Raw genomic sequence first — 24,938 nt, 5'->3', positions numbered from 1 at the left:
CCCACGACCATGTTCCTCGAATCCGGATTCGCCCACATCGCGCAGGCCCTGTTGTGGCCGGTGCTGATCCTTGTTGCCCTCGGCTTCGTCTATTCGTTGTGGACGGCGGGCGCCACGGTGATGGAGGCCGTGCAGCGGCGTCAGCCGGGCTATCGCCAGTTGAAGGTGCACGCGACCAGCAACCTGGAGACGCTGGAGCTCCAGATCGTCCGCAGCCTGGAGGCGCCGCGCCTGCTGGGCCGTGTCGCGCCGCTGCTGGGGCTGATCGCCACGATGGTGCCGCTCGGCCCGGCGCTGCAGAGCGTCGCCGCCGGCCAGGGCCAGGCCGCGCTGGCGGTCTTCAGCTCGGCGTTCTCGGGCGTGGTGCTCGCTCTGGCCGCGGCGGCGATCGCGCTGGTCGTGTATTCGATCCGCCGTCGCTGGCTGCTGGCGGAACTGCTCGCCATCAAGACCGAACAGGGCTGGGCATGAGCGCCGGCCGCCGCCTCTCCATCCTCGCCGAGGAGGATGACGATCCGATGCTGTCCGCCGTGAACCTGGTGGACGTGTTCCTTGTGCTGGTCGTCGCGCTGCTGACGGCGGTCGCGTTGCAGCAGCAGTCGCACGCGGACGAGACGGTGATCCGCAATCCCGGCCAGCCGGGCATGGAGATCATCGTGCGCAAGGACGGCCAGGAGATCAAGTACCGCGGCAACGGCGGCAACGCCGAAGGCCAGGGCGAACGCGCCGGCGTCGCGTACAAGATGAAGGACGGCTCCATCATCTACGTGCCCGAGGCCGGGGAAGCGCCCAAGCCATGAGGATCGCGTCCCTGATGGTTCGCGGCCTGACGGTCGCGGCCCTGGCGCTGTGCGCGCCGCTCGTGGCGATCGCCGCGACGACCGCGACCGCCGCGAATGCGGTGAACAAGGCCAACACGGCATCGCGCGTGCTGTTCCTCAGCGTCGACATCACGCCCGCCGCCAAGCATGCGCTGCTGGAGCGCGAGGGCAAGGCCGTCGGCTTCGACGTGCGCCAGATCGAGTACCCGCTGCGCGGCGCGCCGGTCGACAAGGATCCGGCGCTGGATCGCGCGTTGCGCGAGGCGGACCTCGTCTGGATCGACATCCCGCATGCGACGGCGGAAGCACGCTTGCATCAGATCGTCGACGCCGCGCTGCAGCGCGCCGCCCTGCCCGCCCAGCGCGTGCTGTGGATTCCCGCGGGCGAGCCCGCGGCGAGCGATCGCAGCCTGCGCGGTTATCTGCAGGCCGGCGGTCCGGTCAACACGCGCGCGGCGTTCGCGATCGCACGGGCGCAACTCGATGGGAAGCACGCGCCGGACCTCGGCCCTCCGCAGCTGATCCCTCAGCGCGGCATCCACTACCCCGGCGCTCCGAAGCTCTTCGCCGACGCGGCGGAGTTCCGCGCCTGGGCCGCGCAACAAGGACTGCGCGGCGAGCCCGTCGCGATCCTGCTCCACCGCTATCACTTCGTCCAAGGCAACACCGAGTGGCTGGACCGCTGGCTCGCGATGTTCCGCAAGCAGGGGCTGCTCGCGTACGCCGCGTTCAGTGGGCTGCTCAGCGACAAGCCGCTGTCGGAATTGCTCGAGCGCGACGGCCAGGTGCAGGCACGCGTGATCGTCAATCACAGCCTGCTGCCGCAAGGCGCAACGCTGCAACCGACCTTCGAGCGCTGGGGCGTACCGGTGCTGCAGACGCAGCCCTATCGCCAGGATCAAGCCTCGGTGTGGGAAGGCAGCGAGACCGGTCTGGCGCAGGCCGACATCCCGTTCTACTTCGCGCAGCCGGAGGCGGCCGGACTCATCGACCCGGTCGTCGTCGTCGCGCATCCGAAGCGCGGCGAGCCAGAGCTCATCGAGCGTCAGGCCGCCAGCGTCGCCGGCAAGGCCGCGCGCTGGGTCGCGCTCCAGACCAAGGCGAACGCCGACAAGCGCCTCGTCGCCTTCGTCTACAACTACCCGCCGGGCGGGAGCAACTTCGGCGCCTCGTTCCTCAACGTGCCACGCAGCCTCGCGCGCGTCAGCACCGGCCTGAAGGACGCGGGCTACGGCGTGACGCCGATGGCCGAGGCCGACTGGATCTCCGGACTGAAACCGATGCTGTCGGCGTATTACCCGGGCACGGATCTGCAGGCGCTGCTCGATGCCGACGAGGCCGAGGCCTTCCCGCTCGCCCGCTACACCGCCTGGTTCGACGCGCTGCCCAAGGCCGTGCGCGATCCCATCGTCGCGCGCTGGGGCACGCCGGCCAGCAGCCGCTACGTGCTGCGCGTGCGCGGCGAGTCCGTCTTCGTCATCCCGCGGCTGAAGCTGGGCGCGCTCACCGTGCTGCCGCAGCCGCCGCGCGAGGAAACGCTGCGCAACGGGCAGGACCCGTTCATGCATCGCAGCAAGACGCCGCTGTCGCACCACTACCTCGCCACCTACCTGTGGGCGCGGCAGGCCGACGCCATCATCCACTTCGGCACCCACGGCACGCAGGAATGGGCGCCGGGCAAGATCCGCGGGCCCGATGTGATGGACCCCGTGTGGCTGCCGCTCGGCGACACGCCGGTGATCTATCCGTACATCGTCGACAACCTCGGCGAGGCGCTCACCGCCAAGCGCCGCGGCCGCGCGCTGATGGTGAGCCACCGCACGCCGAGCTTCGCGCCAGCCGGGTTCAACGCGCAGATGGCCCACATGCATGAGCTGATGCACGAGTGGGAAACCGTCGATCCCGGTCCGACGCGACAAGGGCTGGAGCGGCAGATGATCCAGCAGTTCGTCGAGCACAACCTGCATCGCGACCTGGGATGGAGCGCCGAGCAGATCGCCGCGAACTTCAGCGGGTATCTGGAGCTGCTGCATCCGTATCTGGACCGGCTCGCGCAGAGCTCGCAGCCCAAGGGGCTGGCGGTGTTCGGCGTCGTGCCCGACGAGGACCAGCGCCGCGGATCGATCCTGCAGCTGCTGCGCGTGCCGTTGATCGAGGCGCTCGGCGAGGACATCGACGAGGCCTTCCTCATCAACCATGAAGGCGTGGCGACGGCACGGCCGGCGCGCTGGCTGGACCTCGCGCTGAAGGATGCGGAGGCGGCAAGCCACCTCGACCTGCGGCCTTCGGCCTGCATCGCGGCCGGCACGGCGGCGGCAGCTTCGGCGGCCTCCGCGGTGGCGGCGGAGCTCAAGCATGCGGCCTCCGCGCCGGGCGCCGCTTCGAGCGCTCCGATGGTCACCTGCGGCGACGGCTTCGTCCCCAACCGCGCCGCGCGCAAGCCGATCGACCAGGCCGCGCTGTACCAGCTCGCGCTGCGGGCGCAGGAGATGGCGACGCGGCTCTCGACCGAAGGCGAGATGCCCGGCCTGCTGCGCGCGCTCGACGGCCGCTTCATCCCCGCGGCCTACGGCGGCGACCTGCTCCGCAATCCGGAGAGCCTGCCGACCGGCCGCAACCTGACGGGCCTCGACCCCAAGCGGCTGCCGACGAAGCAGGCCTTCGAGGCCGCGCAGGCGCTGTTCAAGCGCTGGTACGAGGAGCAGGCCAAGGCCGGCACCGCACCGCAACGCCTGGCCCTCTCGCTGTGGGCCGGCGAGACGCTCCGTCACCAGGGGATCATGGAAGCGCAGGCGCTGGTGGCGCTTGGCGCCACACCCGTGTGGGACGCGACCGGCCGGCCGACCTCGATCAAGCTGCTCAGCCCCAAGGAGCTCGGCCGTCCGCGCGTGGACGTGCTGCTGTCGATCACCGGCTCTTACCGCGACCAGTTCCCGGCGCTGATGAAGCTGATCGACCAGGCGGTGGCCGCGGCCGGTGAAGCCGAATCCGACAACGCCATCGCCAGCAACAACCGCGCGATCGCCGGTGAGCTCCGCAAGGCCGGGCTGAAGCCCGCTCAAGCGCAAGCGTTGGCGCAGGCGCGGGTGTTCGGCAATCCGGCCGGCGACTACGGCACGGGTATCGCCGACGCGGTGCAGGACAACGGGCTGAAGGGCAAGGACGGTCGGACCGATCCGCGTCTGGGCCAGCTGTTCCTGTCGACGATGAGCCAGCCCTACGTCGACGGCGAGCCGCTCAGCGTGCCGCCCGCGCAGGCGCAGCAGGCGCTCGGCGCGCACCTGCGCCACACCGATGCGGCGCTGATGTCGCGCAGCAGCCATCTCTACGCCATGGTCAGCAGCGACGACCCGTTCCAGTACCTCGGCGGACTGGCCGCGGCGGCGAAGGTCGCCGGCAGCACGAAGGACATCGCGCTGCACGTGAGTCAACTGCAGGACGCCGCCGAGCAGCACACCGAGACCGCCGCGCAGGCGATCGCGCTGGAGATGCAGACCCGCTACCTGCATCCCGGCTGGCTGAAGGCGCAGCAGGCCGAGGGCTGGTCCGGCGCGCTGCAGGTGCTCAAGGCGGTGCAGTACAGCTTCGGCTGGCAGAGCATCGCGCCGGGCACCGTGCGGGCGGACCACTGGCAGAGCTTCTACGACGTGCTGGTCAAGGACAAGCACAAGCTCGGCTTGCCGGAGTGGCTCAAGCAGAACCCGCAGGCCTACGCGCAGGCGCTGGAGCGTCTGGTGCAGGCCGACCGCATGGGCTACTGGAAGCCGGACGCGCAGACGAAGCAGGAGATCGCCTCGCTCTACCGCGATCTGACGAAGGCGGCGCCGTTGAACAACGAGCTGGCGGCGGTGCGTCGCTGGACCGCTGATCAATTGCCGCAGGACGTGCCGGCCATCCAGGCTGCCACGCCTGCTGCAGCACAGCCTCCCGCCAGATCGAAGCCTCCGGAACAGCGCGCAACGCCCGCAGTGCCGCCCGTGCCCACCGTGCGCGGTCTTGCGCTGCAGCGCGTGCCGGAGCCGCCGAAGCCGACGCCCGCCGCGCCGACCGCGCAGCGCCTCGAACAGGCGCTCGCGTGGATCGCGATGGCGCTGCTGATGTGCGGCGGCGCGATGTGGCAATCGCGGCGAGCGAACGCCTCGCGCTCCTCCAGCGATCCGCACGGCGGCCCTGCCCTCTTCCAGAACGACAACAACTTGATCCCCCAGGGAAGCGCATGAACTCGAAGAAGAACTCGACCCGGGCGTTGCCGCCCACGGTCACCGCCACGGCGATTGCGAGCGCGATCTGCCTGCTCGCGTGCGCCGCGCAGGCGCAGAGCGCGCAGCAGGGGGCGGCTCAGAATCCTGCCGCCGAGGCCTCGCCTTCGCGCACGCTCGACACCGTCCGCATCAGCAGCCGCGCGCAGCTGGGTGAGGCCGAGAGCGCCTCCGAAGGCGAAGTCGGCGTCGAGCGCCTGGCGCTGCGCCCGCTGCTGCGCCCCGCCGAGCTGCTCGAGGCGATGCCCGGCATGACCGTCACGCAGCACAGCGGCGACGGCAAGGCCAACCAGTATTTCCTGCGCGGCTACAACCTCGACCACGGCAGCGACTTCGCGACCTTCGTGCTCGGCATGCCGGTGAACATGGCCAGCCACGCGCACGGCCAGGGCTACATGGACCTGAACTTCCTGATCCCGGAGCTGGTCGACAGCCTGCGGTATCGCAAGGGCGCGTTCAATGCGGAGGACGGCGACTTCGCCACGACCGGCGCCGCGCGCATCGGCTACATGAGCGAGATCGATCGCCCCTTCGCGCAAGTGACGGCCGGCCCCTACGGCTACCGCCGCGCGTTGACGGCGGGCAGCACGAAGCTCGGCGGTGGCTGGACGCTGCTGGGCGCGGCCGAGGGCAGCGTCTACGACGGCCCGTGGGACCAAGCGGAAGACCTGCACCGCCGCAACGCGGTGCTGCGTCTGACGCGCGGTGACGAACGCAACGGCGCGCACGTCGACCTGCTGAGCTACAGCGCCGCCTGGCGCGCCAGCGAGCACGTGCCCGAGCGCGCCATCGACAGCGGCGAGATCGGCCGCTACGGCACGCTGGTGGCCAACGACGGCGGCCGCACGCATCGCCACAGCCTGAGCGGCGGCTTCGCCTACAACCAGGGCAGCGGCCAGTGGACCGCCGACGCCTGGGCGGTTGACTACGCGCTGAACCTGTTCTCCGCGCCGTCCGGCTACATCAACGGTCCCGATGGCGACCAGCATGAGCAGGCCGACCATCGCAAGCTCTGGGGCGGTTCGCTGAAGCATCAGTTGCCCGCCGCGTGGCTCCCGGCCGATCAGCAGGTGACCTGGGGCCTGCAGTGGCGACACGACAAGATCGGCACGCTCGGGCTGTACGACACCGTCGATCGCGTGCGCACGCACACGGTCCGCGAGGACCGCGTCAGCCAGGACAGCGCCGGCCTGTTCGTCGAGCTCGGCAGCCGCTGGACCGACTGGCTGCGCAGCACCGTGGGCGCGCGCTGGGACACGATGCGCGCGACGGTGTCGCCCACCGGCGGCGAGTTCAACATGGACAACGGCGGCAAGGCCAGCCAGTCGCAGTTCAGCCCGAAGTTGGGCCTGATCGCGCGCGTCGCGGCGGACACCGAGGCCTACCTGCATTGGGCGCGCGCGTTCCGCTCGAACGATGCGCGCGGGGCGACGACCACGATCAATCCCGCCGACGGCAGCCCGACCGACACGCTGCCACTCCTGGCGCGCACCAAGAGCACCGAGCTGGGCCTGCGCACCAAGCCCGCGAAGGGCTGGACCACCAGCCTGGCGCTGTGGCAGGCCAACCTGGCATCGGAGCTGGTCTTCGTCGGCGACGAGGGCGTGACCGAGGCGCGCGGCGCGTCCAAGCGCGTGGGGCTGGAATGGTCCAACGACGTGCAGTTCGGGCGCGACTGGTTGATCGATGCGGACGTGGCCTGGTCGCGTGCGCGTTTCGTCGAGGCGACCGAGACCGAGTTCGGCAGCGGGAAGCGCGTACCCAACGCGGTGCCGTGGTCGGCGTCGATGTCGGCCAACTGGGCGCCCGCGGGACCGTGGTCCAGCGGGTTCAAGCTGCGCTACCTGGGTGCGTATGCGCTGGAGGAAACCGGCACGCAGAAGTCCAAGGCCGTGTTCACGGCCAACTGGCGTTTGGGCTACCAGCTCAGCGACCGCTGGCAGCTCGGACTCGACGTGCTGAACCTCTTCGACACCAAGGCCAACGACATCGAGTACTGGGGCGCCGCCTGCACGCGCGCGGAAGGCGCGGGCTGCAACAACGGCGAAGGCATCAACGGGCGCCTCGTGCATCCGATGGAGCCGCGCACTTTCCGACTGAGCCTGCGCGCGCGGATCTGAAGAGGCTTCCGTACTGCCACCGCCGGCGGCCCTCACCCCTGCCCTCTCCCGCAAGCGGGAGAGTGAGAAAGAAAGGCACTGACATGGAAATCGAAAAACCGCCCGTCGACCGCGTGCGCATCATTCCCGACGGCGAACGCCGCGGGCTCGTGATCGTCCACACAGGCAACGGCAAGGGCAAGAGCACCGCTGCCTTCGGACTGGCGCTCCGCGCGCACGGACGCGGGCGCAAGGTCCACATCTACCAGTTCATGAAGGTGCCAAGCGCGCGCTTCGGCGAGCACCGCCTGTTCGAGCAGATCGGCGTGCCCATCGAGGGGCTCGGCGACGGCTTCTCGTGGAAGAGCAAGGACCTGGACCATTCGGCGCAGCTCGCGCGCGACGGCTGGGAACGCGCGAAGGCCACGATCCTGGACGGCGAGCACTTCCTCGTCGTGCTGGACGAGATCATGTATCCGCTGCGTTACGGCTGGCTGCAGCTGGAGCCGGTGCTGGAGACGCTGCGCACGCGGCCGTCGCATGTCCACGTCTGCCTGACCGGGCGCAATGCGCCGCAGGAATTGATGGATCTGGCAGACACGGTGACGGAAATGACAATGGTGAAACACCACTTCAAGGCAGGAGTGCCGGCTCAACGCGGAATTGAGGATTGACTTCCCTCCGAGGGCGTCCGGGCCGCTAAGCTGCGCGCCAGATTTCATCCTCGCCGTCCCCGTCCCTGGGCGTTTCCCGACGCCTCACGACGCTTCTTGCCACCCGTCCCATGAGTCCGATGTCCTGGCTGCTCGCCCTCGCGATCCCGATCGCGCTGCTGCTCGACCGATGCTTCGGCGAGCCGCCCGCCGCCGTGCATCCGGTCGTCGGCATGGGCCGTTTCCTCGGGCTCTTCGGGGACCGGCTGTGCGGGATGTCGCCGAAGGCGGCGTTCATCGGCGGCGCGCTCGTCTGGACCGCGGGCATCGCGATCTCCGCCCTCACCGCTTGGGCGATCGAGCACGCGGTCATCGCGGGACTGGAACCCTGGTTCGGCGGGTGGCGACTCGCCGTCGGCGCGCTGCTGCTGGGACTCGCGCTGAAGCCGATGCTTGCGTGGCGCATGCTGCGCGACGAGGTCGCCGCCGTGGAGACCGCGCTGTCGCGCTCGCTCGACGAGGGCCGCGCGCAGCTGTCGCGCCTTGTCAGCCGCGACACGACTCAACTCTCCGCGCTCGAGGTCCGCGAGACCGCCATCGAGACGCTCGCGGAGAACCTCAACGACTCCGTCATCGCGCCGTTGTTCTGGTTCATGGTCGCCGGCCTGCCGGGCGCGGCGGTCTACCGTTTCGCCAACACCGCCGACGCGATGTGGGGCTACCGCGGACGCTGGGAATGGGCCGGCAAGTGGGCCGCGCGCGCCGACGACGTGCTGTCGTGGATCCCGGCGCGGTTGACGGGACTGGCGCTCATCGCGCTGCGGCCGGCGCTGCTCGCGCCGCTGCTGCGCGAAGCCACGCGCACGCCCTCGCCCAACGGCGGCTGGCCCATGGGCGCGATGGCACTGCGGCTGGGCCGTGTGCTGAGCAAGCCTGGGCACTACCGGCTCAACCCGACTGGCAGCGAGGTCGTCGCTGGGGACATGGTCACCGCCCGGCGGCTCGCTGCCGGCGCGATGCTGGGCCTGGCGGCGCTGCTGGCGCTCGGTGCCGCGACGCTGCGCGGGGGCTTCGCGCGATGAACCGCTTCCCGCCGCTCATGCACGGTGGCACCGACGCCGGCCCGCCGGTGCGCCACGACTTCTCGACCAACGCCCATCCGCTCGGCCCGCCGCCGGCCGCGCTCGACGCGGTGCTGCGCGCCGACCGGCTGCGTTATCCCGATCCCGCCTACGCCGCGCTGCGCGCCCGTCTGGGCGACTGGCACGGCGTCGAGCCCGACCGCGTGCTGCCGGCCTCCGGCGGCTCGGAGGCCATCCGCCGGCTGACGCTCGCCGCGATGCTCTCCGGCGTCACGCGCGTCTGCGTGCCGCAGCCCGGCTTCGGCGACTACGCGGCGGCCGCGCACGCGCTCGGCCTGCAGGTGACCGGCTACGACGACGCCTTCGAGCTCGCCGACTCGCTCAATCTGCCCTCGCTGGTCTGGGTCTGCGATCCCAACAACCCCACCGGCGCGAGCTTCGGCCCCGCCGAGTGGACGGCCGTGGCGCTCGCGCTCGGGCAGAGCGGCTCGCAGCTCGTCGTCGACCAGGCCTACGACGCGCTGCGCCTGGCCGGCAGTTGCGCGCTGCCGCAGGCAATCGCCGACGGCGCGTGGCGGCTTCTCTGCCCCAACAAGGCCTTCGGGCTGACCGGCGTGCGCGGCGCCTACCTGATCGGCCCGCGCGACGGCCTCTGGATCGACCGGGTCGCGGAGCTCGCGCCCAGTTGGGTGCTGTCCTCCGAGGGTCAGGCCTTGCTCGAGGCCTGGACGACGCCGTCCATCCGCAATGAGCTGGAAGCTTCGCTCCCGTTGCTGCGCGAGTGGCGCGCATCGCAATGGGCACGCATGGAGGCGATGGGCTTCGACCAGATCGACGGCGGCGTCGCCAACTTCTGGCTGGCCGCGCTGCCCTCGCCGTGGCACGGCGTGCCGGAGCCGCTGCTCGAAGGCCTGCGCGCGCTCGGCATCAAGCTGCGGGACGCGACCTCCTTCGGCCTGCCGGGGCTGGTCCGCGTGTCGGTGCAATCGCCGGAAGCCGTCGAGGCGCTGGCCACGGCGATGTTCACCTTCGGCGGCCACACGCCGCTGCCGTCGCCGCCGTCGCGCCATGGCGCGTTCGACACCACCCATCCGTTTGGAGAGACGCTGTGAGCGGGCGGGCCGTCATGGTGCTGGGCACCACCAGCGGCGCGGGCAAGAGTTTCCTCACCACGGCGCTGTGCCGCTGGTACGCGCGCCAGGGCCTGCGCGTCGCGCCGTACAAGGCGCAGAACATGAGCAACAACGCGCGCGTGGTGCCAGGTCTTGACGGCCGGCAGGGCGAGATCGGATCGGCCCAGTACTTCCAGGCGCTGGCCGCCCGCGCGCGGCCCGAGGTGCGCATGAACCCGGTGCTGCTGAAGCCGGAGAAGGACACGGCCTCGCAGGTCGTCGTGCTGGGCGAGGTCGACGAGGCGCTCAGCCGCGCGCCGTGGCGCGAGCGCAGCGAGGCGCTGTGGACGCGCGCACGCGGTGCGCTGCATGAGCTGCTGGAGGAGAACGACGTCGTCGTCATCGAGGGCGCCGGCTCGCCCGCCGAGATCAACCTGCACAGCTCCGACTACGTGAACATGCGCACCGCGCGCGAGGCCGGCGCGGCCTGCCTGCTGGTCACCGACATCGACCGCGGCGGCGCCTTCGCCCACCTGTACGGCACGCACGCGCTGCTGCCGGCGGACGAACGCGCGCTGATCCGCGGCTTCGTGCTGAACCGCTTCCGCGGCGACGCGGCGCTGCTGTCGCCGGGTCCGGAGATGCTGGCGCAGATGACCGGCGTGCCCACGCTCGCGACGCTGCCGATGTGGCGCGGCCACGGCCTGCCCGAGGAGGACGGCGTCTTCGACGACCGGACGACCGGGGGCTTCGGCGCGAACGGTGCCGGTGGTGACGGACGCGGCGTGATCCGCGTCGCCGTGATCGCCTATCCGCGCCTGTCCAACCTCGACGAGTTCCAACCGCTGCGCAACCTGCCCGATGTGCGCCTGAGCTGGGCCCGCACGCCGGCCGAGCTCGACGGTGTCGACTGGATCATCCTGCCGGGCTCCAAGGCAGTGGCGGCGGATCTCGCGTGGCTGCGCGCGCAGCGGCTCGATGTCGCGGTCGCGGCGCATGCCGCCGCCGGCCGGCGCGTGCTGGGCATCTGCGGCGGCCTGCAGATGCTGGGCGAGGCGCTGGTCGATCCTCACGGCCTCGACGGCAACGCGCCGGGCCTGGGCCTGCTGCCGCTGGTGACGCTCTTCGAGCGCGAGAAGCTGCTGCGCGAGGCCGAGTGCCGCTTCGCGCCGTCGCTGGACGCGCCATGGTCGTCGCTGGATGGCCAGATCGCGCGGGGCTACGAGATCCACCACGGCCGCACCGCGCAGCACCCCGGCCTGCCTGCGGCGCGGCCGGTCTTGTTCGACGGCCTTGGCGAGCCGCTCGGCTGGCAGCACGGCCCCGCGCTCGGCCACTACCTGCACGGCCTGTTCGAGGACGACCGCGTGCTGGCAGCGTTGTTCGACCGCCCCGCTCGTCCACTCGAGCAGGTCTTCGACGAACTGGCGGACTACATCGACCGCCATTTCGCGCCCGGCGTGCTGATGGGCCTGCTGTCGCCGTCTTCATCGCCGTCGCCGTAGGCCCCCCATCGTCATCGCGGGCGTCGACCGCACCGCTGTCGCCGCCTCCCCTCTTTCCCTCGATGTCCCGAGAAGTCCCCATGACCAAGCAAGACCTGATTCCCTCGATCCCCTCGCTGCACGACGCGGCGCTGGCCTCGGCACTGCAGCACCGCATCGACCGCAAGACCAAGCCCTTGGGGTCGCTGGGCCGGCTGGAGGGCCTGATGCTGCGTCTGGGGCTGATCCAGGGCACGGAGCAGCCCAAGCTGGTGGAGCCGCAGATGATGGTCTTCGCCGCCGACCACGGCGTGGCCGCGCACGGCGTGTCGGCCTTCCCGTCGGACGTGACCTGGCAGATGGTCGAGAACTTCCTGGCGGGCGGTGCGGCGGTGTCCGTGCTGGCGCGCCAGCACGGACTGCAGCTGAGCGTCGTCGATGCCGGCGTGCGCCACACCTTCGAGCCGCGGCCTGGCCTGCTGATCGCGAAGATCGCGATGGGCAGCCGCGACATGCTGGAGGGTCCCGCGATGACCGTCGACGAATGCGCGACCGCCATCGCCGCCGGCAAGACGCTGCTGCAGAAGCGGCCGGGCAATGCGCTGCTGCTGGGCGAGATGGGCATCGGCAACACCTCGTCGGCGGCGCTGCTGCTGTCGCGCCTGGGCGGGTATGCGCTGGCGGACTGCGTCGGGCGCGGCACGGGTCTGGACGACGCGCAGCTGCGTCACAAGCTGGGCGTGCTGGCGCGCGTGCTGGAGAAGCACCCGCGCGCCACCGAGCCGCTGTCGGCGCTGGCCGCGCTGGGCGGGCTGGAGATCGCGATGATGGTCGGCGCGGTGCTGCAGGCGGCGCTGGAACGCCGCGTGATCGTCGTCGACGGCTTCATCACCGGCGCGGCGGTGCTGGTGGCCGCGAAGCTGCAGCCGGCGGTGCTGGAGCGCTGCATCTTCGCGCACCGCTCCAACGAGCAGGGCCACCGGCTGATGCTGGACACGCTGAACGCGCAGCCGCTGCTGGACCTGGGCCTGCGCCTGGGCGAAGGCTCCGGCGCGGCGCTGGCCTGGCCGCTGCTGGAGTCGGCCTGCCGCGTTCTCGGCGAGATGGCGAGCTTCGATTCGGCGGGCGTGAGCGACAAGGCATGAGCAGTACGGTATGAGCGACGAAGCATCAGCGGAAGGGCGATAGCGAAGCGCTTCCGGGAGGTCCTCGTGCCCGGGTCGGGACGTAGTGGCGACAATCGGCTCCGCGGCGACACGCCGCCACCTACAAGAACCGTCTCGGGAGGACCTCCGCATGCATTCCGATCTGCCCGCCTCGCCGGCGTCGTCGCCTTCGACTACGCGCGAGCCGTCCCCGTCTCCGCTCGCGCCGCGCAGCGTGTTCGAGCTCTTCTTCAAACCTCGCGCCTTCTTCAGCGACACCGGACGGCTCTTCCGTCAGCCGGAACTCCTGCTGACGGTCTATCTGGTCGGCGTGGTCGGCGTGATGGACCGGATCGACCAGCGACTGGTGAAGTCCGCCATCACGGGCCAGGACCTGCCCAAGGAGGACTTCACGTCCCTGGTGATGGGCTCCTGGGGCGTCTACTGGGGACTCGCACTCGCCGCCGGCCTCCTGGCCGCGGCTTTCGCCTGGGTGATCTCGGGTTGGTTCTTCCGGGCGCGCCTGGAATGGAGCGGCGGCGGCGATGTGGATCCCGCGCTGGCCCGGAGGGTCTGGGCCTACCAGGGTCTGACGGACACCTTGCCGGTCCTCGTCGCGACCGTCATGCAGACGGCCATGTACGCGAACTATCTCGAGTCCTGGTACTCGGAAGACATGTGGAGCGGCCGGATCGCCATGGTGGCCGTGTTCTGGAGTTGCTGGATCAGCTACGCGGGGGCGACGACCGTGTTCACGCTGCATCGCTGGAAGGCGCGATTCTGGTTCCTCGTCGTGCCGGTCGCGTTCTACGCGTCCATCTTCTCCGCCGTGGCGTTCGCGGCCTACTCAGCCGCGATGGGCGACGCCTCGTGAGCGACAGCGCCGCCATGTCCGACACCGACCTGTCGCTGCTCGACACGCTCCGCGCGCTGGAGGTCGAGCTCCACCACCCCGGTGTGCGCTGCAGCGCCGAGCGCCTGTCGCAGCTGCTGCACCCGGACTTCCACGAGGTCGGCCGCTCCGGCCGCCAGTACGACCGCGAGACCATCATCCGCTGGCTCGCCGACGACCACGAGCCGCCGAAGGTCGTGCCGGACGAGTTCCGCATCGCGCCGCTCGCGCCCGACGCGGCACTGCTGACCTACCGCTCGGCGCATCGGCAGGAGGACGGCTCGCTGGTCCATCACACGCTGCGGTCCTCGCTCTGGCTGAGGACGGCGCAGGGCTGGCAGATGCGGTATCACCAGGGGACGCCGGCCGCACAGGCCTGGTGAGGCGCACCGGGTCGGCGCCCGCGTTGGTGCGCTGACGCACATTCCGCGTGCGACGCCGGGTTGAGGGACATCGGCGCGGGAGTGGACGAAGGTCACGTCGCGGCAACGCCGATGGGCGCTAGATTCTCGTCGGCTCCGCGGCTGTCCAGAGTGGCGGGGCTGACCGGGTCCAGCCGGTCGTTGTACCGACTCCCCGCTCCTCCCATGATCGACCCGACCGACTTCGCCGCGCCCTTCGGCGACCTGCCCGTTCCCGAGTCCCTGCTGGCGCTGCTGCGCTTCCAGAACGAGATCGGCTACGGCAATTACTCCGCCGCGCTGACGCTGAAGGACGATGACCACGACGGCCTGCGATACGGCTGGTCAGAGGATCCCGCCTTCCTGGCGCGGTTGATCCCGTTCGCGCGGGCGACCGCGTCGGGGTCGTTCTATGCGCTGTGGAATCCGGACCCGTCGCAGGCGACCATGCCGGACCGCTGGCCGGTGGTGGCCTTCGGCGACGAAGGCGGCGAATGGATCGTCGCGCGCGACGTGCGCGAGTTGCTGCGCGTCAGCAGCTGCGACGCGGAGCCGCGCATCGACTTCGATCGTGTCCACTACTTCCGCAGCGAGCACCACTACCGGAAGAGCGAGGGACTCGACGCCTACCTCGAGTGGCTGCGGGAGCGGCTGCAGATCGCGCCGGTCGACGATCCGGAAGCGATCCTCGAGGCGGCGCAGCAGGAGTGGCAGGACGACTTCGAACGGTGGCTCCAGCCGTTCCTGCAAGGATGAGGCCGCGCGCGGCGGTCTGTGTTCAGCCCGGAACCGTCGTCAGCAAGGCATCGGCCAGGCGCTCGATCTCGCCTCGCATCGCGAGCCGTTCCAGCCATTGCGGGGGAATCGCCGATGCGCCGTAATGTGCGCCTGCCAGTTGCCCCGCGATCGCAGCGACCGTGTCGGCATCGCCCCCGAGATTGGCGGCAGTCAGGATCGTTGCCTCGAAGGAAGACGATCGCGCGAAGCACCACATCGCCGCTTCGAGCGAGTCGATGCAGTAGCCGGAACTTCTGATCTGGTCGACGGCCTTGTCGCGCAGCGACGGGTCGGCGGCGTTGCGGACGGTCATGCTCAGGTGCGCGTCGCGCGACGTGGCCCACAGCGAGTCCTTCGCGTCACCGTCGATGGCGCGGGCCAGCAGATCCGCGAACAGCTCGCACGCGTCGACCGCCTCGACGGCGGCGTGCGTGGTCATCGAGCTCAAGCGCGCGTTCTGCCGCAGCGCCGCGCGATCCGAGAGGAAATGCAGCGCCACCGGCGCGAGCCGCATCAACGAGCCGTTGCCGGCGCTGCGCGGATCGGTATCGCCGGCGTACGGGTCGCCCGAGACCTGATAGCGCTGCAAGGCCTTCGCCGTGGTGATCCCGATGTCGAAGCATTCGCCGGTGCTGCTCAGATAGCCCCATTGCCACCAGTTGACGTAGCGGTTCATCTGATCGACCGGATCGAATCCGTCGCGATGGACCAGGCTGGTCGCGAGGCACAGCGCCATCGACGTGTCGTCAGTCCATTGCCCGGGCGCCAGCGAGAAGGGGCCGCCGCCCACCATGTCGGTGACCGGCTCGAAGCTGCCACGCGCCTCGAACTCCACCGTGGTGCCGACGGCGTCGCCGCAGGCCAGCCCCAGCAAGGCGCCGAGTGCACGATCGCGCCGGAGCGCGGCTTCCGATGTCGTCACGTCACTCTCCCTGTCGCGGGCTGAAGGTCCGCGGGAACACCACCGCGCTCTTGCGGTCCCGCAGGCGATAGCCCATCGCCGCGCGATTGGCATCGCCGGCCATCGGTCCCGCTTCTTCTAGGAATCCGGCGGCGAGCATCCGGGTCCGGAAGCCGCTCTTGTCGACCGGCCGACCCAGCACGACCTCGTACATCCGCTGCAGCTGCGGCAGCGTGAAGGCCACGGGCAACAGGAACGCGGGCAGCGACGTGTACTCCACCTTGCCGCGCAGGCGCTCGACGGCGGTCTTCAGGATCGCCGCGTGGTCGAAGGCCAGGCGCGGGCGCTTGAGCAGCGTCTCCACCTCGAACCAGCCGACGTCGGCGGCGTTCGCTCCCTTGGCGAGCGTCACGCCGTCGGCGGGCATCAGCGCGAAGTACACGTGGGTCGCCGACCAGCCGCGCGGGTCGCGGTCCCGGCCACCCCAGCTGCCGAGCTGTTCCAGATACGGGCTGGCGACGCCCGTCTTCTCGGACAGCTTGCGCCGCGCGCAGGCTTCCAGATCGCGGTCGCGGTCGACATCCACGAAGCCGCCCGGCAGCGCCCAACGGCCGGGGAAAGGCTCCTCGTCCTTCGACGGCCGCTGCACCAGCAACACCCGCAGCTGGTCCTCGACGACAGAGAAGATCACCACGTCGACGGTCGTGAACGGCAGCGGGAAAGGCGGCGGAGCGGGCGGCATCGCCGGCGCGGCCTGTGGTTTCCGGCGCGAAGCATCGGTGGTCATCGTCGTTGTCGCTTGATTGGATAGTCGGAGAGTTGTATTGTGCAACCTTCGATGAGTTGCACTATACAACTCGACAGACCTTGGGAGAACAAGAATGAATCAAACCAGCGCAGCTCGGGACGTCCGCAGCCTGGTGGAATCCCTGCAGGCCGGCCATACGGCCGAGTACATCCTTTTCTGGGGACATCGCCCGCCGAAGGATCGCGGCGTGAACGCTTCCTGCTTCAGCCAGTGGTACGACGCGTCGTTCCAGGTCGGCACGGAGACCTTCCGTACGGCGGAGCACTTCATGATGGCGGCCAAGGCCATGCTCTTCGGCGACCACGTGCTGCGTCAGCAGATCCTGGAAGCCAAGACCCCCGACTTGGCGAAACAACTCGGTCGCCAGGTCGCTGGCTTCGACGAACGTCGATGGGCCGAGCACCGCTTCGACATCGTGGTGGCCGCCAACATGGGCAAGTTCGGAGGCAACGGTCCGCTGCGACGGTTTCTGCTGGGTACCGGCGACCAGGTGCTGGTCGAGGCCAGCCCCGTCGATCCCGTCTGGGGCATCGGGCTCGCGGCGAACGATGCCGACGCCCGCAACCCTGCGCAGTGGAATGGGCTGAACCTGCTCGGCTTCGCGTTGATGGAAGTCCGCGCGCGGCTGAAGGCGGCCAAGGAGACGACCGAACCATGAGCGACTTGCACAACGACAAGACACTGACCTCGCTGAGCAAGCTGCTCAGCCTGACGCTGCGGCACAAGCCGGAGACGCTGGGTCTCACGCTCGACGAGAACGGCTGGGTGACGGTCGACGCGTTGCTCGCCGGTGCGCAGGCCGCGGGCAAGCGGCTGGACATGGCGCTGCTCCGCGAGATCGTCGCGACCAACAACAAGCAGCGCTTCGCCTTCAGCGAGGACGGGCTGCACATCCGCGCGAACCAGGGGCACTCCGTTGACGTGGTGCTCGACCTGCCGCCCGCGACTCCGCCCGATACGCTGCTGCACGGCACCGCGACGCGTTTCCTCGATGCCATCCTCGCCGAGGGGCTCGACAAGCGGCAACGCCACCATGTGCACCTCAGCGAGAACCCCGACACGGCGCGGCAGGTCGGCTCGCGCTACGGCAAGGTCGCGCTGCTGGAAGTCGATGCCGGCCGGATGCACCGGGACGGTCATCAGTTCTTCAGGACGGAGAACGGGGTCTGGTTGACCGATGCCGTGCCGCCCGCCTATCTGACAGTGATGTCCGTGCCGTGAGCCTCTAACATCCGACCCGCCGTTGCAGTCGTACCCAGGGACATGGGGTTGCTGCGGTCGCCCAACGGCGTTCAGAGGGAGGAACCCATGATGAAACTGAAACGCGTCGCGACGGCTGCCGTCGCGTCCCTGGCGTTGGTCGCCTCGACCGCGCACGCCAACTATTCGTGCACCGGCGCGGTCACCTACCTCGGCATCGACCTGGGCGGCGATGTCACGGTCAGCCTGTCCAGCACGCCCATCCACAAGATCTGCAACCTCAACGGTGGCGCAGGCCGGGCCTCCGCGGCCACCTGCAAGTCCGTCTATGCGACCTTGCTGAGCGCCAAGCTGACGGGCAAGAACGCGATGATCTACTACGACGAGAACGGCTACACCTGCGGCAGCCTGCCCTTCTGGGGCTTCGTCCCTTCGGTCTACTTCGTCCAGGGACCGGACAACTGAGACCGCGCCGCCGCGCGTCACGAGGCGGATCGATAGAATCCCGCCCGTGACCCGCTGGCTCCGCATCCTTGTCCTGACGATCCTCGTTCCCGCGTACGGCATCGCCGCCGCCGGCGTGACGATGTTCGCCGCGGGTGTCGCGCATGCGCAACATCTGCTGGTCGACGGGCAACCGGCCGATCCGGCTGTCGCGGTGATCGCCGCATCGCAGGCGAGTGCCGACGACGACCAGGCCGCCGACATCGCCGCCCTGCTCTTCGAACTCGGCGACACCTCGGACGACATGTCCGACCACTGCAAGCCCGACGCGCGCCCGATGCGCGTCGCGCCGCCGCAGGCGGGTCCGCTTCCCACGCCCCAGCTGCACGAGCCTCAGCGCTGCACGCAGCCGCTGTTGCGGCCGCCGCGCGCCTGACGCCACCCGTGTAGCCCGCGCCGAGGCGCTTCGCCGCCTCCACCACCCTGCCCCTCCCATCCGGCACGCGCCGCGCATTCCGCGCTCGCGTGCGCTGGCGTCGTCCCCGCCGCGTGCCTCGTCGTCGAGGTCCGGCGGGCCGCCGCTCTTTCCTCATCCATCATGGAAATCGCCTTACTTTTCTTCCTCATCCTGCTCAACGGCCTGTTCGCCATGTCCGAGATCGGACTGGTCACCGCGCGCCGCGCGCGCCTGCAGAAGCTCATCGACGACGGCGACAGCGCCGCTGCCGCGGCCGTCAAGCTGGGCGAGGATCCCACCCGCTTTCTGTCGACCATCCAGATCGGCATCACCTCGATCGGCGTGCTCAACGGCATCGTCGGCGAGGCCGCGCTCGCCGGGCCGCTGGCGCTCTGGATCACCTCGCACGGCGTGCCGGCGGAATACGCCAGCGGCGCCGCGACCGGCCTGGTCGTCGTGCTGATCACCTACTTCTCGATCGTCCTGGGCGAGCTGGTGCCCAAGCGCCTGGGCCAGTCCAATCCCGAGGCCGTCGCGCGCCTGGTCGCGCGCCCGATCGCCGCGCTGGCCGTGGCGACCAAGCCCTTCGTGCGCCTGCTGTCGGGATCGACGAACGCGCTGCTGCGCCTGCTCGGGGTGAAGCAGTCGGCGACGTTCAACGTGACCGAGGAGGAGATCCACGCGGTGCTCGCCGAAGGCACCAGCGCCGGCGTCATCGAGTCGCACGAGCACGCGATGGTGCGCAACGTCTTCCGCCTGGACGACCGCCAGATCGGCTCGTTGATGGTGTCGCGCCGCGACGTGGTCTGCCTGGACCTGAACGATCCGATGGAAACGACGCTCGCGCGCATCGAGGCCTCGGACCACGCGCTGTTCCCGGTCGTGCGCGGCGGGCTGCACGACATCGTCGGCGTCGTGAACGCGCGCCAGCTGCTGTCGGAGATGCTGCGACAGCGCCAGCCGCGACTGGATGAGCGCCTCGCGCCGGCGCTGTACGTGCCGGAGACGCTGACCGGCATGGAGCTGCTGGCCAACTTCCGCCTGTCGGCGGTGCACATGGCCTTTGTCATCGATGAATACGGCGAAGTGCAGGGTCTGGTCACGCTGCACGACCTGGTCGAGGCGATCACCGGCGAGTTCCAGCCGCGCGATCCGGCGTCCGCGTGGGCGGTGAAGCGCGAGGACGGCTCGTGGCTGCTCGACGGCCACATCCCGGTGCCGGAGCTGAAGGACAGCCTGGGCCTCGATGAAGTGCCGGAAGAGGAGCGCGGCCGGTATCACACGCTGAGCGGGATGATGATGCTGCTCACCGGCCGGTTGCCGCGCGAGGCGGACACGGTGGAGTGGGAAGGCTGGCGCTTCGAGATCGTCGACATGGACGGCAAGACGATCGACAAGGTGCTGGCGTCGCGGGTCGTGGAGGTCGGCGATGTCGTGGCTTGACGGCGCGCGCGTGTTGCTCGTGCTCGCGTTCGCGGCGCTGCTCGTGTCGTGCTCGGAGGGCTACCCCGGCGAGGACCGACCGCTGGTCAGTCCCTTCGATATGAACAACGCCGAACGCGTCGCCGAGCTCAACGTCGTCGGCCGCGACTCACCCGGCCCGCGCTGGCGCTATGCGCTGCGCGACGGGTGCGCGCTGGAGGTCGAGCAAGGGAGCGGAAAGGACAAGCAGCGCGTGGCGGTGACGCTCAAGCGCTCGATGGATGCGGAGGTGGTCTTCGACGATGCGACGAAGACCTATGACGTGGCGTTGATCGATCGGTCGGTCGATGCCACGCAGCCCGTCGCCACGCTGCTCAAGACGGACAAGTGGACCTATGCGACGCAGGGGAGCCTGCTGGTGGATTTGTTGATTCGAGACTGCCATTCGGGCAATGCCATACCGCACCCTACCGGGCCTCCGCACGTTCCTTGAGCAGGTCGAGGTTTTCAAAAGCTCTGATCAGGCTTGTCTCATCCAAGGAGAAGTCCCCTGATTTCTCCAGCCAGACGATCCAGTCCGCGACGACCGACACCTCGTTCGAAGTCAGGAGAGGCCAGCGCGCAAGGAAATGCGAGTCCCACAGTTCCCGGTCTGGCGTTCGATCCAGCATGAAAACCACCGACATTGCTGCAACAGCATTTCCGGAACCCTCCGCAACAGTGGCCAGGATGACGCCAGGCAGGTAGTAGAGAAATGCCTCCGGCGACATCAGATTGATCGCGTCCGGATGCCGTTCCAGCATATCGAGCGTCAGGTCTTGCCACCTGTATCCGCCAACAGCGGCGATGCCGACCGCCTCATCCTCAGTCAGTTCTGTCGAATGGAAGAGTTTCGTCGGCCTTGTTCGATGCGCAAAGGCCTGCTGCACTTGATCAATTTGCATCCCTGAACCATGAATTGACCAGGATTCTCTAGTCGTGACGCTGGAAGATTCTGGAGGTCCGGAGCGCCACGGCCAACACCAGGACACCGGCAATCGCCACGACGGCTTCCGGAAGTTCGTCTAGCAAGGATCCGCGTCCCAACACATTGGCGAGCAAGATCAGGAACGCGAGCGATCCGATGTAGACCATCCATTCCTTCAAGCCGGACTGCCCGGTGGATCGCGCGCGGCTCAGCGCCCTCATCGCGCGGCCCATTAGCCAACCGACAAGGACACTCAAGATCAGGAAAGTGAACTCGATCAATTCGGTTTGCACCCGCAAGACGAAGGGTCGACGATCTCGGCGCCTTTCAAGCCCCCCTCGAACCCGGTAGCACCAGATTGAGGCCCAGGCCGACTCCGGCTCCAGCCAATCCTCCGGTTTGCAAAGCCGCCGCGCTCACCAGAGTATCCGCCACCTGGAACGAGCGCGCTGACCGCGCCAGTCAGAGTGCCGACGGCTGTCGCTGCAATGCGTCGGCCAGTGAACATGCAAAGGCGAGGACCGACCGCAGGTCAGTCCCTTCGATATGAACAACGCGGAACGCGTCGCCGAGCTCAACGTCGTCGGCCACGACTCGCCTGGTCCGCGCTGGCGCTATGCGCTAAGCGACGGGTGGCGCTGGAGATCGAGCAAGGGAGCGGGAAGGACAAGCGGCGCGTGGCGGTGACACTGAAGCGGTCGATGGACGTGGAGGTCGTCTTCGACAACGCGACGAAGACCCATGACATCGCGTTGATCGACCGCTCGATCGATGCCACGCAGCCCATCGCGACGCTACTCAAGACGGACAAGTGAACCTATGCGACGCAAGCGAAACTGCTGGTGGATCTGTTGATCAGGGATTGCGCGAAGGGAACGTGAGCGCACTTGCACACTCCTTGAGGATCTGGTCGCGCCTCCCATTGAGCACCATCGCGCAGATCAACGTGGCGAGTACCGCGCCCGCGATCACGGAAGCGACGCTGGCGCCGATGAACACAGACGAAAGAAAGGCGCCAAAGAAGAGCACGTACCAGTCGACAAACAAGGTGCATGTCGGCGGAGCACCTGCAGCGGCATCCACGGGGGTCGCAACACCGTGGAACCAGGCATCTCTGGAAATCCCATACCGGCGCTGCCTGATCAGCACCTTGCCGCCGCTCTCCGACTGGTGAGTCAAGGGCCTGGAATGCCCGCTCGCATCGTCCAGACCCTCCGGGATGCGCGCGATGAAGATCGGCACGCCGAACTTGAAGTAGGCAGGCAGCCAGAAATGCTGAACCGCGCCCTCCACCAACGCCGTCAATATCGCCAAGCAGAACAGCAGAAGATCCATCCACATCTCAGTTGCATGACCGATCGGCTGATCCATCACGTTTCAGCCGCTGGCTTTCCCGTTTTCTGCACCTTGCAACCGTCGAGGAAGTTCCCCAGGTCCATCCCGGCATTCGCCGCAAAGTCCTCGGGGGTCTTGAACACTGCCACCGCGAACGGATACGACACAGCGTCAGCTTGGCCGCATCCACTCTCCACGATGCCCACACTGACCGAGACATTCATCGGCGGCGGCGTCGTTCCGCCCATGTATAGACTGACGCGATCAATGGTGACGACCCCGCTGATCCTGGTCCTCTCACCTACCGCGAAGGCCAGCACCGATTGATTTCGGAAGTCCACCTTCGAGATCGGTCGATCGAATTCCTGGCTGGAAATTGAACGCTTGACCCAGGACTGCTCCAACGACGCCCGGTCTCGATAGACGTAGCTTCTTGCGCTGGGCGGGCCGTTGAATCCGACGAGGACCTGCTCGTAGTCAATGGATTGCATCGGCGTGCAAGCGCCCCCCGCAAAAAGCGCAGTCGCCAGGACTACCAACTGGAGAGATCTGCTACCGAAAAATCGCTTCATGGTCCTTTTCGCCAGCATGGGTTACCCGTCACCCCATTCCTTTGCCCCTGCATAGAGCAGGAGCGCGGTCAGCGCGACGAAGATGCCCGCCGTCAACAACGTGTCCATTCCAAGTCCGATGCGGATGACAGAGACGACCGCCGGCATCATGCCCAATCCGTAGAGCCCTATCCGCCAGAGACGCTTTCGTGTTGCCACCGCGAATACCAGACAGACGAAGTAGAGGAGAAAGAAGGCGACGATCGCCGCAGATTCGAGGGGTGAAGGCATCGACCGAGTATCAACTTGTTGTCACGGGGCCAGGTGTTGCGGGCGCGACTTCTCGTCGCTATTCGCCAGACCGTAGCGCCACCGCACGATGGCATCGAACGACGGAAACTCCGCACGCCCCACATCGGTGACCAGCGTGAGGAGGTAGTACTGAATGCCCTGACCGAGCGTGACGTTCAGTTGGAGATCGAGCACGCGTGGCGACCTCGCGACGAAGAGACCCTCGCGAGGAACGCCGTCGCGATCGAGGAGGTCGCCGTGAATGGGCTGAATCGCGAACAGCTCGATGTCAACGCGCGCGTGCAGCGAGATCCGCTCCGCGGCGCGACGCATTCCCACCGCCGCCAACAGGCGCTTCTTTCGCCCCCGCCAGCTCGATCGGGCCAAGGTGCAGTCGACGGCGAGCCGGAAATGTTTCCCCCGCTCGTCCTCGAACGGGCCCATCGACCGCAGACACCGATCCGGCTCGGTCGGCGGCAGTCCCGCGAAGACGTCGTCGCTCATCGGCGGTCTATCTCGAGTAGCCCTGGTCCTTGATGAACACGGCCCGCTGCTTGTCCCCATTGAATGCGAAGAGCACCCGCTCCTGCTCGCCGTTCTCGCGCTCGACGACCATGGCCCAGCGGTCGAGCCGGTAGCGGCCGACGAAGTCGCCGCCGTTGCGACGTTGCCGCTGCGCGCCGCCCGCCCCGGCACCGACGGCGCTGACCGACGAGGTCGTCGTGCTGCCGCCCCGCGAGTAGGTGTTGGTCGCCATCCCCGCAACGCCGTTGGCCGCGGCCATGGCGCCGGTGCCGAAGACAGACTTGCCGGTCTGCTCGAAGCTGCCGTCCGACTCGAAATGGAAGCGGTTCTGCGAGCTGCCGCCGCCCAGGATCGAGTACCAGGAGTGCGTGAACGTGCCCTGGATCTTCTGGCCCGCCGAGGCCGGCGTCGCCGGTGTGCCGCTGATCGTGCGCCAGTCCTTGTCGTCGTGATCCTTGATCTGCCAGTCGCCGCCGTTGCGGCGCCACTGGATCACACGCTCCGGCTGGAAGCGACGCGCAGCCGCCATGTCGAACTCGTCCGGCGGCAGGTCGAGGTTGCGATAGCCCGTGCCATCCTTCAGCAGCAGGTGCAGGTTCTCCACCAGGCTCTCGCCGCTGGGCTGGTACCAGGTCCAGAGCATGACGGCGATGTCGCGCTCCGCGACGCCCTTGCCCGGCGCGACATGGATCGCGCGATCGGCGGCCGCGCGGCGTTCCAGCGTGGCCGCGCGCTCGGCGGCTTCCCGTTGGCGACGTTCATCCCCGGCCAGGGCCTTCAATGCGGGCCACAGCTCGTTCGACTTCGACGACAGCGTCTTCAATCCGCCGCCGTAGCGCTGCAGCAGCGCCTCGTCCTGCGAGAACGCGATGCGCAGCCATTCGACCTGGCCGTTGCGCGCCGGGCGCATGTAGACCTGCGTCTCGATGGGCGCGCCGTTCACGGTCGCCACGCAGTTCTGGAGCACCACGCCGGCCTGCAGCAGCTGCGGCGGCTTGCACGCGGGCTGACCCGCGGCGCCCAGTCCGCGCATCGGATCCTTGATGCGCGCGAGCGCGGCGAGCCCCTCGTCGCGCCCGGCGTCCGCCGGCGGCGCGACCCAGAGCTGCATCACCTTGCCCGGCGGAAGATCGGCGGGCTGGAGCAGCAGACCGTCCTCATGCACGCGTTGCGTCCAGCCGGACGGGACGTCGAGCGCAAGCGCGGGCACGAACGGCGCCGACAACACGGCGGCGATGGCCGCGCGACCCAGGGATGATGAGCAACGTCGGACGATGTCGGGAGAGCGCATGGACTTCCTGCAGAAACGGGA

Annotated in this window: 28 protein-coding genes; 19 read left to right on the top strand and 9 right to left on the bottom strand. The window is 68.8% G+C overall.

The window, feature by feature from the left end:
- Positions 1-9 precede the first annotated feature (9 nt).
- From AC07OZ_RS28140 to AC07OZ_RS28085, 12 genes are all read left to right on the top strand, one after another.
- Positions 10-471 (top strand): hypothetical protein, encoded by a 462-nt coding sequence (locus AC07OZ_RS28140; protein WP_431287637.1) that lies wholly within the window; start codon positions 10-12, stop codon positions 469-471.
- Positions 468-800: a DUF2149 domain-containing protein gene (locus tag AC07OZ_RS28135; RefSeq protein ID WP_331616690.1), complete on the top strand. Its 333-nt coding sequence runs from the start codon at positions 468-470 to the stop codon at positions 798-800. Before AC07OZ_RS28140 ends, AC07OZ_RS28135 begins: the two co-directional genes overlap by 4 nt.
- Positions 797-5,041, top strand: coding sequence for a cobaltochelatase subunit CobN (gene cobN / locus AC07OZ_RS28130; protein WP_495470317.1), 4,245 nt, complete (start codon positions 797-799; stop codon positions 5,039-5,041). Before AC07OZ_RS28135 ends, cobN begins: the two co-directional genes overlap by 4 nt.
- The gene (locus tag AC07OZ_RS28125; protein WP_495470316.1) at positions 5,038-7,200 is read left to right on the top strand and encodes a TonB-dependent receptor; all 2,163 of its coding nucleotides are present in this window, start codon (positions 5,038-5,040) and stop codon (positions 7,198-7,200) included. The genes cobN and AC07OZ_RS28125 overlap by 4 nt, the downstream gene beginning before the upstream one ends.
- An 83-nt stretch (positions 7,201-7,283) precedes the next feature.
- The gene (gene cobO, locus AC07OZ_RS28120) at positions 7,284-7,853 is read left to right on the top strand and encodes a cob(I)yrinic acid a,c-diamide adenosyltransferase (RefSeq protein WP_495470315.1); all 570 of its coding nucleotides are present in this window, start codon (positions 7,284-7,286) and stop codon (positions 7,851-7,853) included.
- Between the two features lie 119 nt (positions 7,854-7,972).
- Positions 7,973-8,914, top strand: coding sequence for an adenosylcobinamide-phosphate synthase CbiB (cbiB, locus tag AC07OZ_RS28115; protein WP_495470369.1), 942 nt, complete (start codon positions 7,973-7,975; stop codon positions 8,912-8,914).
- Positions 8,911-10,026, top strand: a complete 1,116-nt coding sequence (locus tag AC07OZ_RS28110; protein ID WP_495470314.1) for a pyridoxal phosphate-dependent aminotransferase — start codon at positions 8,911-8,913, stop codon at positions 10,024-10,026. The genes cbiB and AC07OZ_RS28110 overlap by 4 nt, the downstream gene beginning before the upstream one ends.
- A 14-nt stretch (positions 10,027-10,040) precedes the next feature.
- Complete coding sequence (locus tag AC07OZ_RS28105; RefSeq protein ID WP_495470368.1) at positions 10,041-11,531, top strand: cobyric acid synthase; 1,491 nt, start codon at positions 10,041-10,043, stop codon at positions 11,529-11,531.
- 80 nt (positions 11,532-11,611) lie between these two features.
- Positions 11,612-12,655 (top strand): nicotinate-nucleotide--dimethylbenzimidazole phosphoribosyltransferase, encoded by a 1,044-nt coding sequence (gene cobT / locus AC07OZ_RS28100; protein WP_495470313.1) that lies wholly within the window; start codon positions 11,612-11,614, stop codon positions 12,653-12,655.
- A gap of 151 nt (positions 12,656-12,806) precedes the next feature.
- Entirely contained in the window at positions 12,807-13,529 is a 723-nt protein-coding gene (locus AC07OZ_RS28095) for a YIP1 family protein (protein WP_495470312.1), read from the top strand.
- A gap of 14 nt (positions 13,530-13,543) precedes the next feature.
- Positions 13,544-13,930 carry a nuclear transport factor 2 family protein gene (locus tag AC07OZ_RS28090; protein WP_495470311.1) on the top strand — a complete coding sequence of 129 codons (387 nt, stop codon included), beginning with the start codon at positions 13,544-13,546 and terminating at the stop codon, positions 13,928-13,930.
- A gap of 204 nt (positions 13,931-14,134) precedes the next feature.
- On the top strand, positions 14,135-14,704 hold the full coding sequence (locus AC07OZ_RS28085; RefSeq protein WP_495470310.1) for a hypothetical protein: 570 nt from the start codon (positions 14,135-14,137) through the stop codon (positions 14,702-14,704).
- Positions 14,705-14,726: 22 nt separating this feature from the next.
- On the opposite strand, the gene AC07OZ_RS28080 is transcribed toward AC07OZ_RS28085, so the two are convergent.
- Together AC07OZ_RS28080 and AC07OZ_RS28075 are read right to left on the bottom strand one after the other, a co-directional pair.
- Positions 14,727-15,647 (bottom strand): ADP-ribosylglycohydrolase family protein, encoded by a 921-nt coding sequence (locus AC07OZ_RS28080; protein ID WP_495470309.1) that lies wholly within the window; start codon positions 15,645-15,647, stop codon positions 14,727-14,729.
- A 1-nt stretch (position 15,648) separates the two neighbouring features.
- Positions 15,649-16,368, bottom strand: a complete 720-nt coding sequence (locus AC07OZ_RS28075; RefSeq protein ID WP_495470367.1) for an NUDIX hydrolase — start codon at positions 16,366-16,368, stop codon at positions 15,649-15,651.
- Between the two features lie 139 nt (positions 16,369-16,507).
- On the opposite strand from AC07OZ_RS28075, the gene ybiA reads away from it, so the two are divergent.
- The 6 genes from ybiA to AC07OZ_RS28045 all read left to right on the top strand — a co-directional run bounded on the left by ybiA (position 16,508) and on the right by AC07OZ_RS28045 (position 20,450).
- Positions 16,508-17,092: a riboflavin biosynthesis intermediates N-glycosidase gene (gene ybiA, locus AC07OZ_RS28070; RefSeq protein WP_495470308.1), complete on the top strand. Its 585-nt coding sequence runs from the start codon at positions 16,508-16,510 to the stop codon at positions 17,090-17,092.
- Positions 17,089-17,655, top strand: coding sequence for an RNA 2'-phosphotransferase (locus tag AC07OZ_RS28065; RefSeq protein ID WP_495470307.1), 567 nt, complete (start codon positions 17,089-17,091; stop codon positions 17,653-17,655). The genes ybiA and AC07OZ_RS28065 overlap by 4 nt, the downstream gene beginning before the upstream one ends.
- 90 nt (positions 17,656-17,745) lie before the next feature.
- A complete protein-coding gene (locus AC07OZ_RS28060; RefSeq protein WP_495470306.1) occupies positions 17,746-18,099 on the top strand; it encodes a hypothetical protein in 354 nt (117 codons plus the stop codon).
- 46 nt (positions 18,100-18,145) lie between these two features.
- Positions 18,146-18,514 (top strand): hypothetical protein, encoded by a 369-nt coding sequence (locus AC07OZ_RS28055; RefSeq protein ID WP_495470305.1) that lies wholly within the window; start codon positions 18,146-18,148, stop codon positions 18,512-18,514.
- Between the two features lie 162 nt (positions 18,515-18,676).
- Positions 18,677-19,978 carry a hemolysin family protein gene (locus AC07OZ_RS28050; protein ID WP_495470304.1) on the top strand — a complete coding sequence of 434 codons (1,302 nt, stop codon included), beginning with the start codon at positions 18,677-18,679 and terminating at the stop codon, positions 19,976-19,978.
- Positions 19,965-20,450: a hypothetical protein gene (locus AC07OZ_RS28045; protein WP_495470303.1), complete on the top strand. Its 486-nt coding sequence runs from the start codon at positions 19,965-19,967 to the stop codon at positions 20,448-20,450. The genes AC07OZ_RS28050 and AC07OZ_RS28045 overlap by 14 nt, the downstream gene beginning before the upstream one ends.
- Here the strand turns inward: AC07OZ_RS28045 and AC07OZ_RS28040 are convergent.
- Both AC07OZ_RS28040 and AC07OZ_RS28035 read right to left on the bottom strand, forming a co-directional pair.
- Entirely contained in the window at positions 20,425-20,901 is a 477-nt protein-coding gene (locus AC07OZ_RS28040; RefSeq protein ID WP_495470302.1) for a DUF6714 family protein, read from the bottom strand. The two genes, AC07OZ_RS28045 and AC07OZ_RS28040, sit on opposite strands and share 26 nt — an antisense overlap.
- A 28-nt stretch (positions 20,902-20,929) precedes the next feature.
- Positions 20,930-21,205: a hypothetical protein gene (locus tag AC07OZ_RS28035; RefSeq protein ID WP_495470301.1), complete on the bottom strand. Its 276-nt coding sequence runs from the start codon at positions 21,203-21,205 to the stop codon at positions 20,930-20,932.
- 396 nt (positions 21,206-21,601) lie between these two features.
- Here AC07OZ_RS28035 and AC07OZ_RS28030 point away from each other — a divergent pair, with 396 nt between their 5' ends.
- On the top strand, positions 21,602-21,739 hold the full coding sequence (locus AC07OZ_RS28030; protein ID WP_495470300.1) for a hypothetical protein: 138 nt from the start codon (positions 21,602-21,604) through the stop codon (positions 21,737-21,739).
- A 40-nt stretch (positions 21,740-21,779) separates the two neighbouring features.
- On the opposite strand, the gene AC07OZ_RS28025 is transcribed toward AC07OZ_RS28030, so the two are convergent.
- The 5 genes from AC07OZ_RS28025 to AC07OZ_RS28005 are packed head-to-tail and all read right to left on the bottom strand — an operon-like array spanning position 21,780 to position 24,917.
- Entirely contained in the window at positions 21,780-22,295 is a 516-nt protein-coding gene (locus tag AC07OZ_RS28025; protein WP_495470299.1) for a hypothetical protein, read from the bottom strand.
- The gene (locus AC07OZ_RS28020) at positions 22,295-22,831 is read right to left on the bottom strand and encodes a hypothetical protein (protein ID WP_495470298.1); all 537 of its coding nucleotides are present in this window, start codon (positions 22,829-22,831) and stop codon (positions 22,295-22,297) included. The genes AC07OZ_RS28025 and AC07OZ_RS28020 overlap by 1 nt, the downstream gene beginning before the upstream one ends.
- 21 nt (positions 22,832-22,852) lie before the next feature.
- Positions 22,853-23,101, bottom strand: coding sequence for a hypothetical protein (locus AC07OZ_RS28015; RefSeq protein ID WP_495470297.1), 249 nt, complete (start codon positions 23,099-23,101; stop codon positions 22,853-22,855).
- Positions 23,102-23,122: 21 nt separating this feature from the next.
- A complete protein-coding gene (locus AC07OZ_RS28010; protein WP_495470296.1) occupies positions 23,123-23,605 on the bottom strand; it encodes a hypothetical protein in 483 nt (160 codons plus the stop codon).
- A gap of 7 nt (positions 23,606-23,612) precedes the next feature.
- Entirely contained in the window at positions 23,613-24,917 is a 1,305-nt protein-coding gene (locus AC07OZ_RS28005; protein ID WP_495470295.1) for a hypothetical protein, read from the bottom strand.
- Positions 24,918-24,938 lie beyond the last annotated feature (21 nt).

Source organism: Roseateles sp. GW821-FHT09G03, from assembly GCF_059416045.1.
This window is presented reverse-complemented; position numbering and strand designations above follow the sequence as displayed.

Coding starts and splice junctions, on each gene's coding strand:
- cobN (WP_495470317.1), top strand. CDS start 797: ATGAGGATCGCGTCCCTGATGGTTCGCGGCCTGACGGTCGCGGCCCTG.
- AC07OZ_RS28140 (WP_431287637.1), top strand. CDS start 10: ATGTTCCTCGAATCCGGATTCGCCCACATCGCGCAGGCCCTGTTGTGG.
- AC07OZ_RS28065 (WP_495470307.1), top strand. CDS start 17,089: ATGAGCGACTTGCACAACGACAAGACACTGACCTCGCTGAGCAAGCTG.
- AC07OZ_RS28050 (WP_495470304.1), top strand. CDS start 18,677: ATGGAAATCGCCTTACTTTTCTTCCTCATCCTGCTCAACGGCCTGTTC.
- cobO (WP_495470315.1), top strand. CDS start 7,284: ATGGAAATCGAAAAACCGCCCGTCGACCGCGTGCGCATCATTCCCGAC.
- AC07OZ_RS28040 (WP_495470302.1), bottom strand. CDS start 20,901: ATGCAAATTGATCAAGTGCAGCAGGCCTTTGCGCATCGAACAAGGCCG.
- AC07OZ_RS28090 (WP_495470311.1), top strand. CDS start 13,544: ATGTCCGACACCGACCTGTCGCTGCTCGACACGCTCCGCGCGCTGGAG.
- AC07OZ_RS28135 (WP_331616690.1), top strand. CDS start 468: ATGAGCGCCGGCCGCCGCCTCTCCATCCTCGCCGAGGAGGATGACGAT.
- AC07OZ_RS28025 (WP_495470299.1), bottom strand. CDS start 22,295: ATGGATCAGCCGATCGGTCATGCAACTGAGATGTGGATGGATCTTCTG.
- ybiA (WP_495470308.1), top strand. CDS start 16,508: ATGAATCAAACCAGCGCAGCTCGGGACGTCCGCAGCCTGGTGGAATCC.
- AC07OZ_RS28010 (WP_495470296.1), bottom strand. CDS start 23,605: ATGAGCGACGACGTCTTCGCGGGACTGCCGCCGACCGAGCCGGATCGG.
- AC07OZ_RS28105 (WP_495470368.1), top strand. CDS start 10,041: ATGGTGCTGGGCACCACCAGCGGCGCGGGCAAGAGTTTCCTCACCACG.
- AC07OZ_RS28125 (WP_495470316.1), top strand. CDS start 5,038: ATGAACTCGAAGAAGAACTCGACCCGGGCGTTGCCGCCCACGGTCACC.
- AC07OZ_RS28110 (WP_495470314.1), top strand. CDS start 8,911: ATGAACCGCTTCCCGCCGCTCATGCACGGTGGCACCGACGCCGGCCCG.
- AC07OZ_RS28020 (WP_495470298.1), bottom strand. CDS start 22,831: ATGAAGCGATTTTTCGGTAGCAGATCTCTCCAGTTGGTAGTCCTGGCG.
- AC07OZ_RS28045 (WP_495470303.1), top strand. CDS start 19,965: ATGTCGTGGCTTGACGGCGCGCGCGTGTTGCTCGTGCTCGCGTTCGCG.
- AC07OZ_RS28005 (WP_495470295.1), bottom strand. CDS start 24,917: ATGCGCTCTCCCGACATCGTCCGACGTTGCTCATCATCCCTGGGTCGC.
- AC07OZ_RS28075 (WP_495470367.1), bottom strand. CDS start 16,368: ATGCCGCCCGCTCCGCCGCCTTTCCCGCTGCCGTTCACGACCGTCGAC.
- AC07OZ_RS28060 (WP_495470306.1), top strand. CDS start 17,746: ATGAAACTGAAACGCGTCGCGACGGCTGCCGTCGCGTCCCTGGCGTTG.
- AC07OZ_RS28085 (WP_495470310.1), top strand. CDS start 14,135: ATGATCGACCCGACCGACTTCGCCGCGCCCTTCGGCGACCTGCCCGTT.
- AC07OZ_RS28015 (WP_495470297.1), bottom strand. CDS start 23,101: ATGCCTTCACCCCTCGAATCTGCGGCGATCGTCGCCTTCTTTCTCCTC.
- AC07OZ_RS28095 (WP_495470312.1), top strand. CDS start 12,807: ATGCATTCCGATCTGCCCGCCTCGCCGGCGTCGTCGCCTTCGACTACG.
- cobT (WP_495470313.1), top strand. CDS start 11,612: ATGACCAAGCAAGACCTGATTCCCTCGATCCCCTCGCTGCACGACGCG.
- cbiB (WP_495470369.1), top strand. CDS start 7,973: ATGTCCTGGCTGCTCGCCCTCGCGATCCCGATCGCGCTGCTGCTCGAC.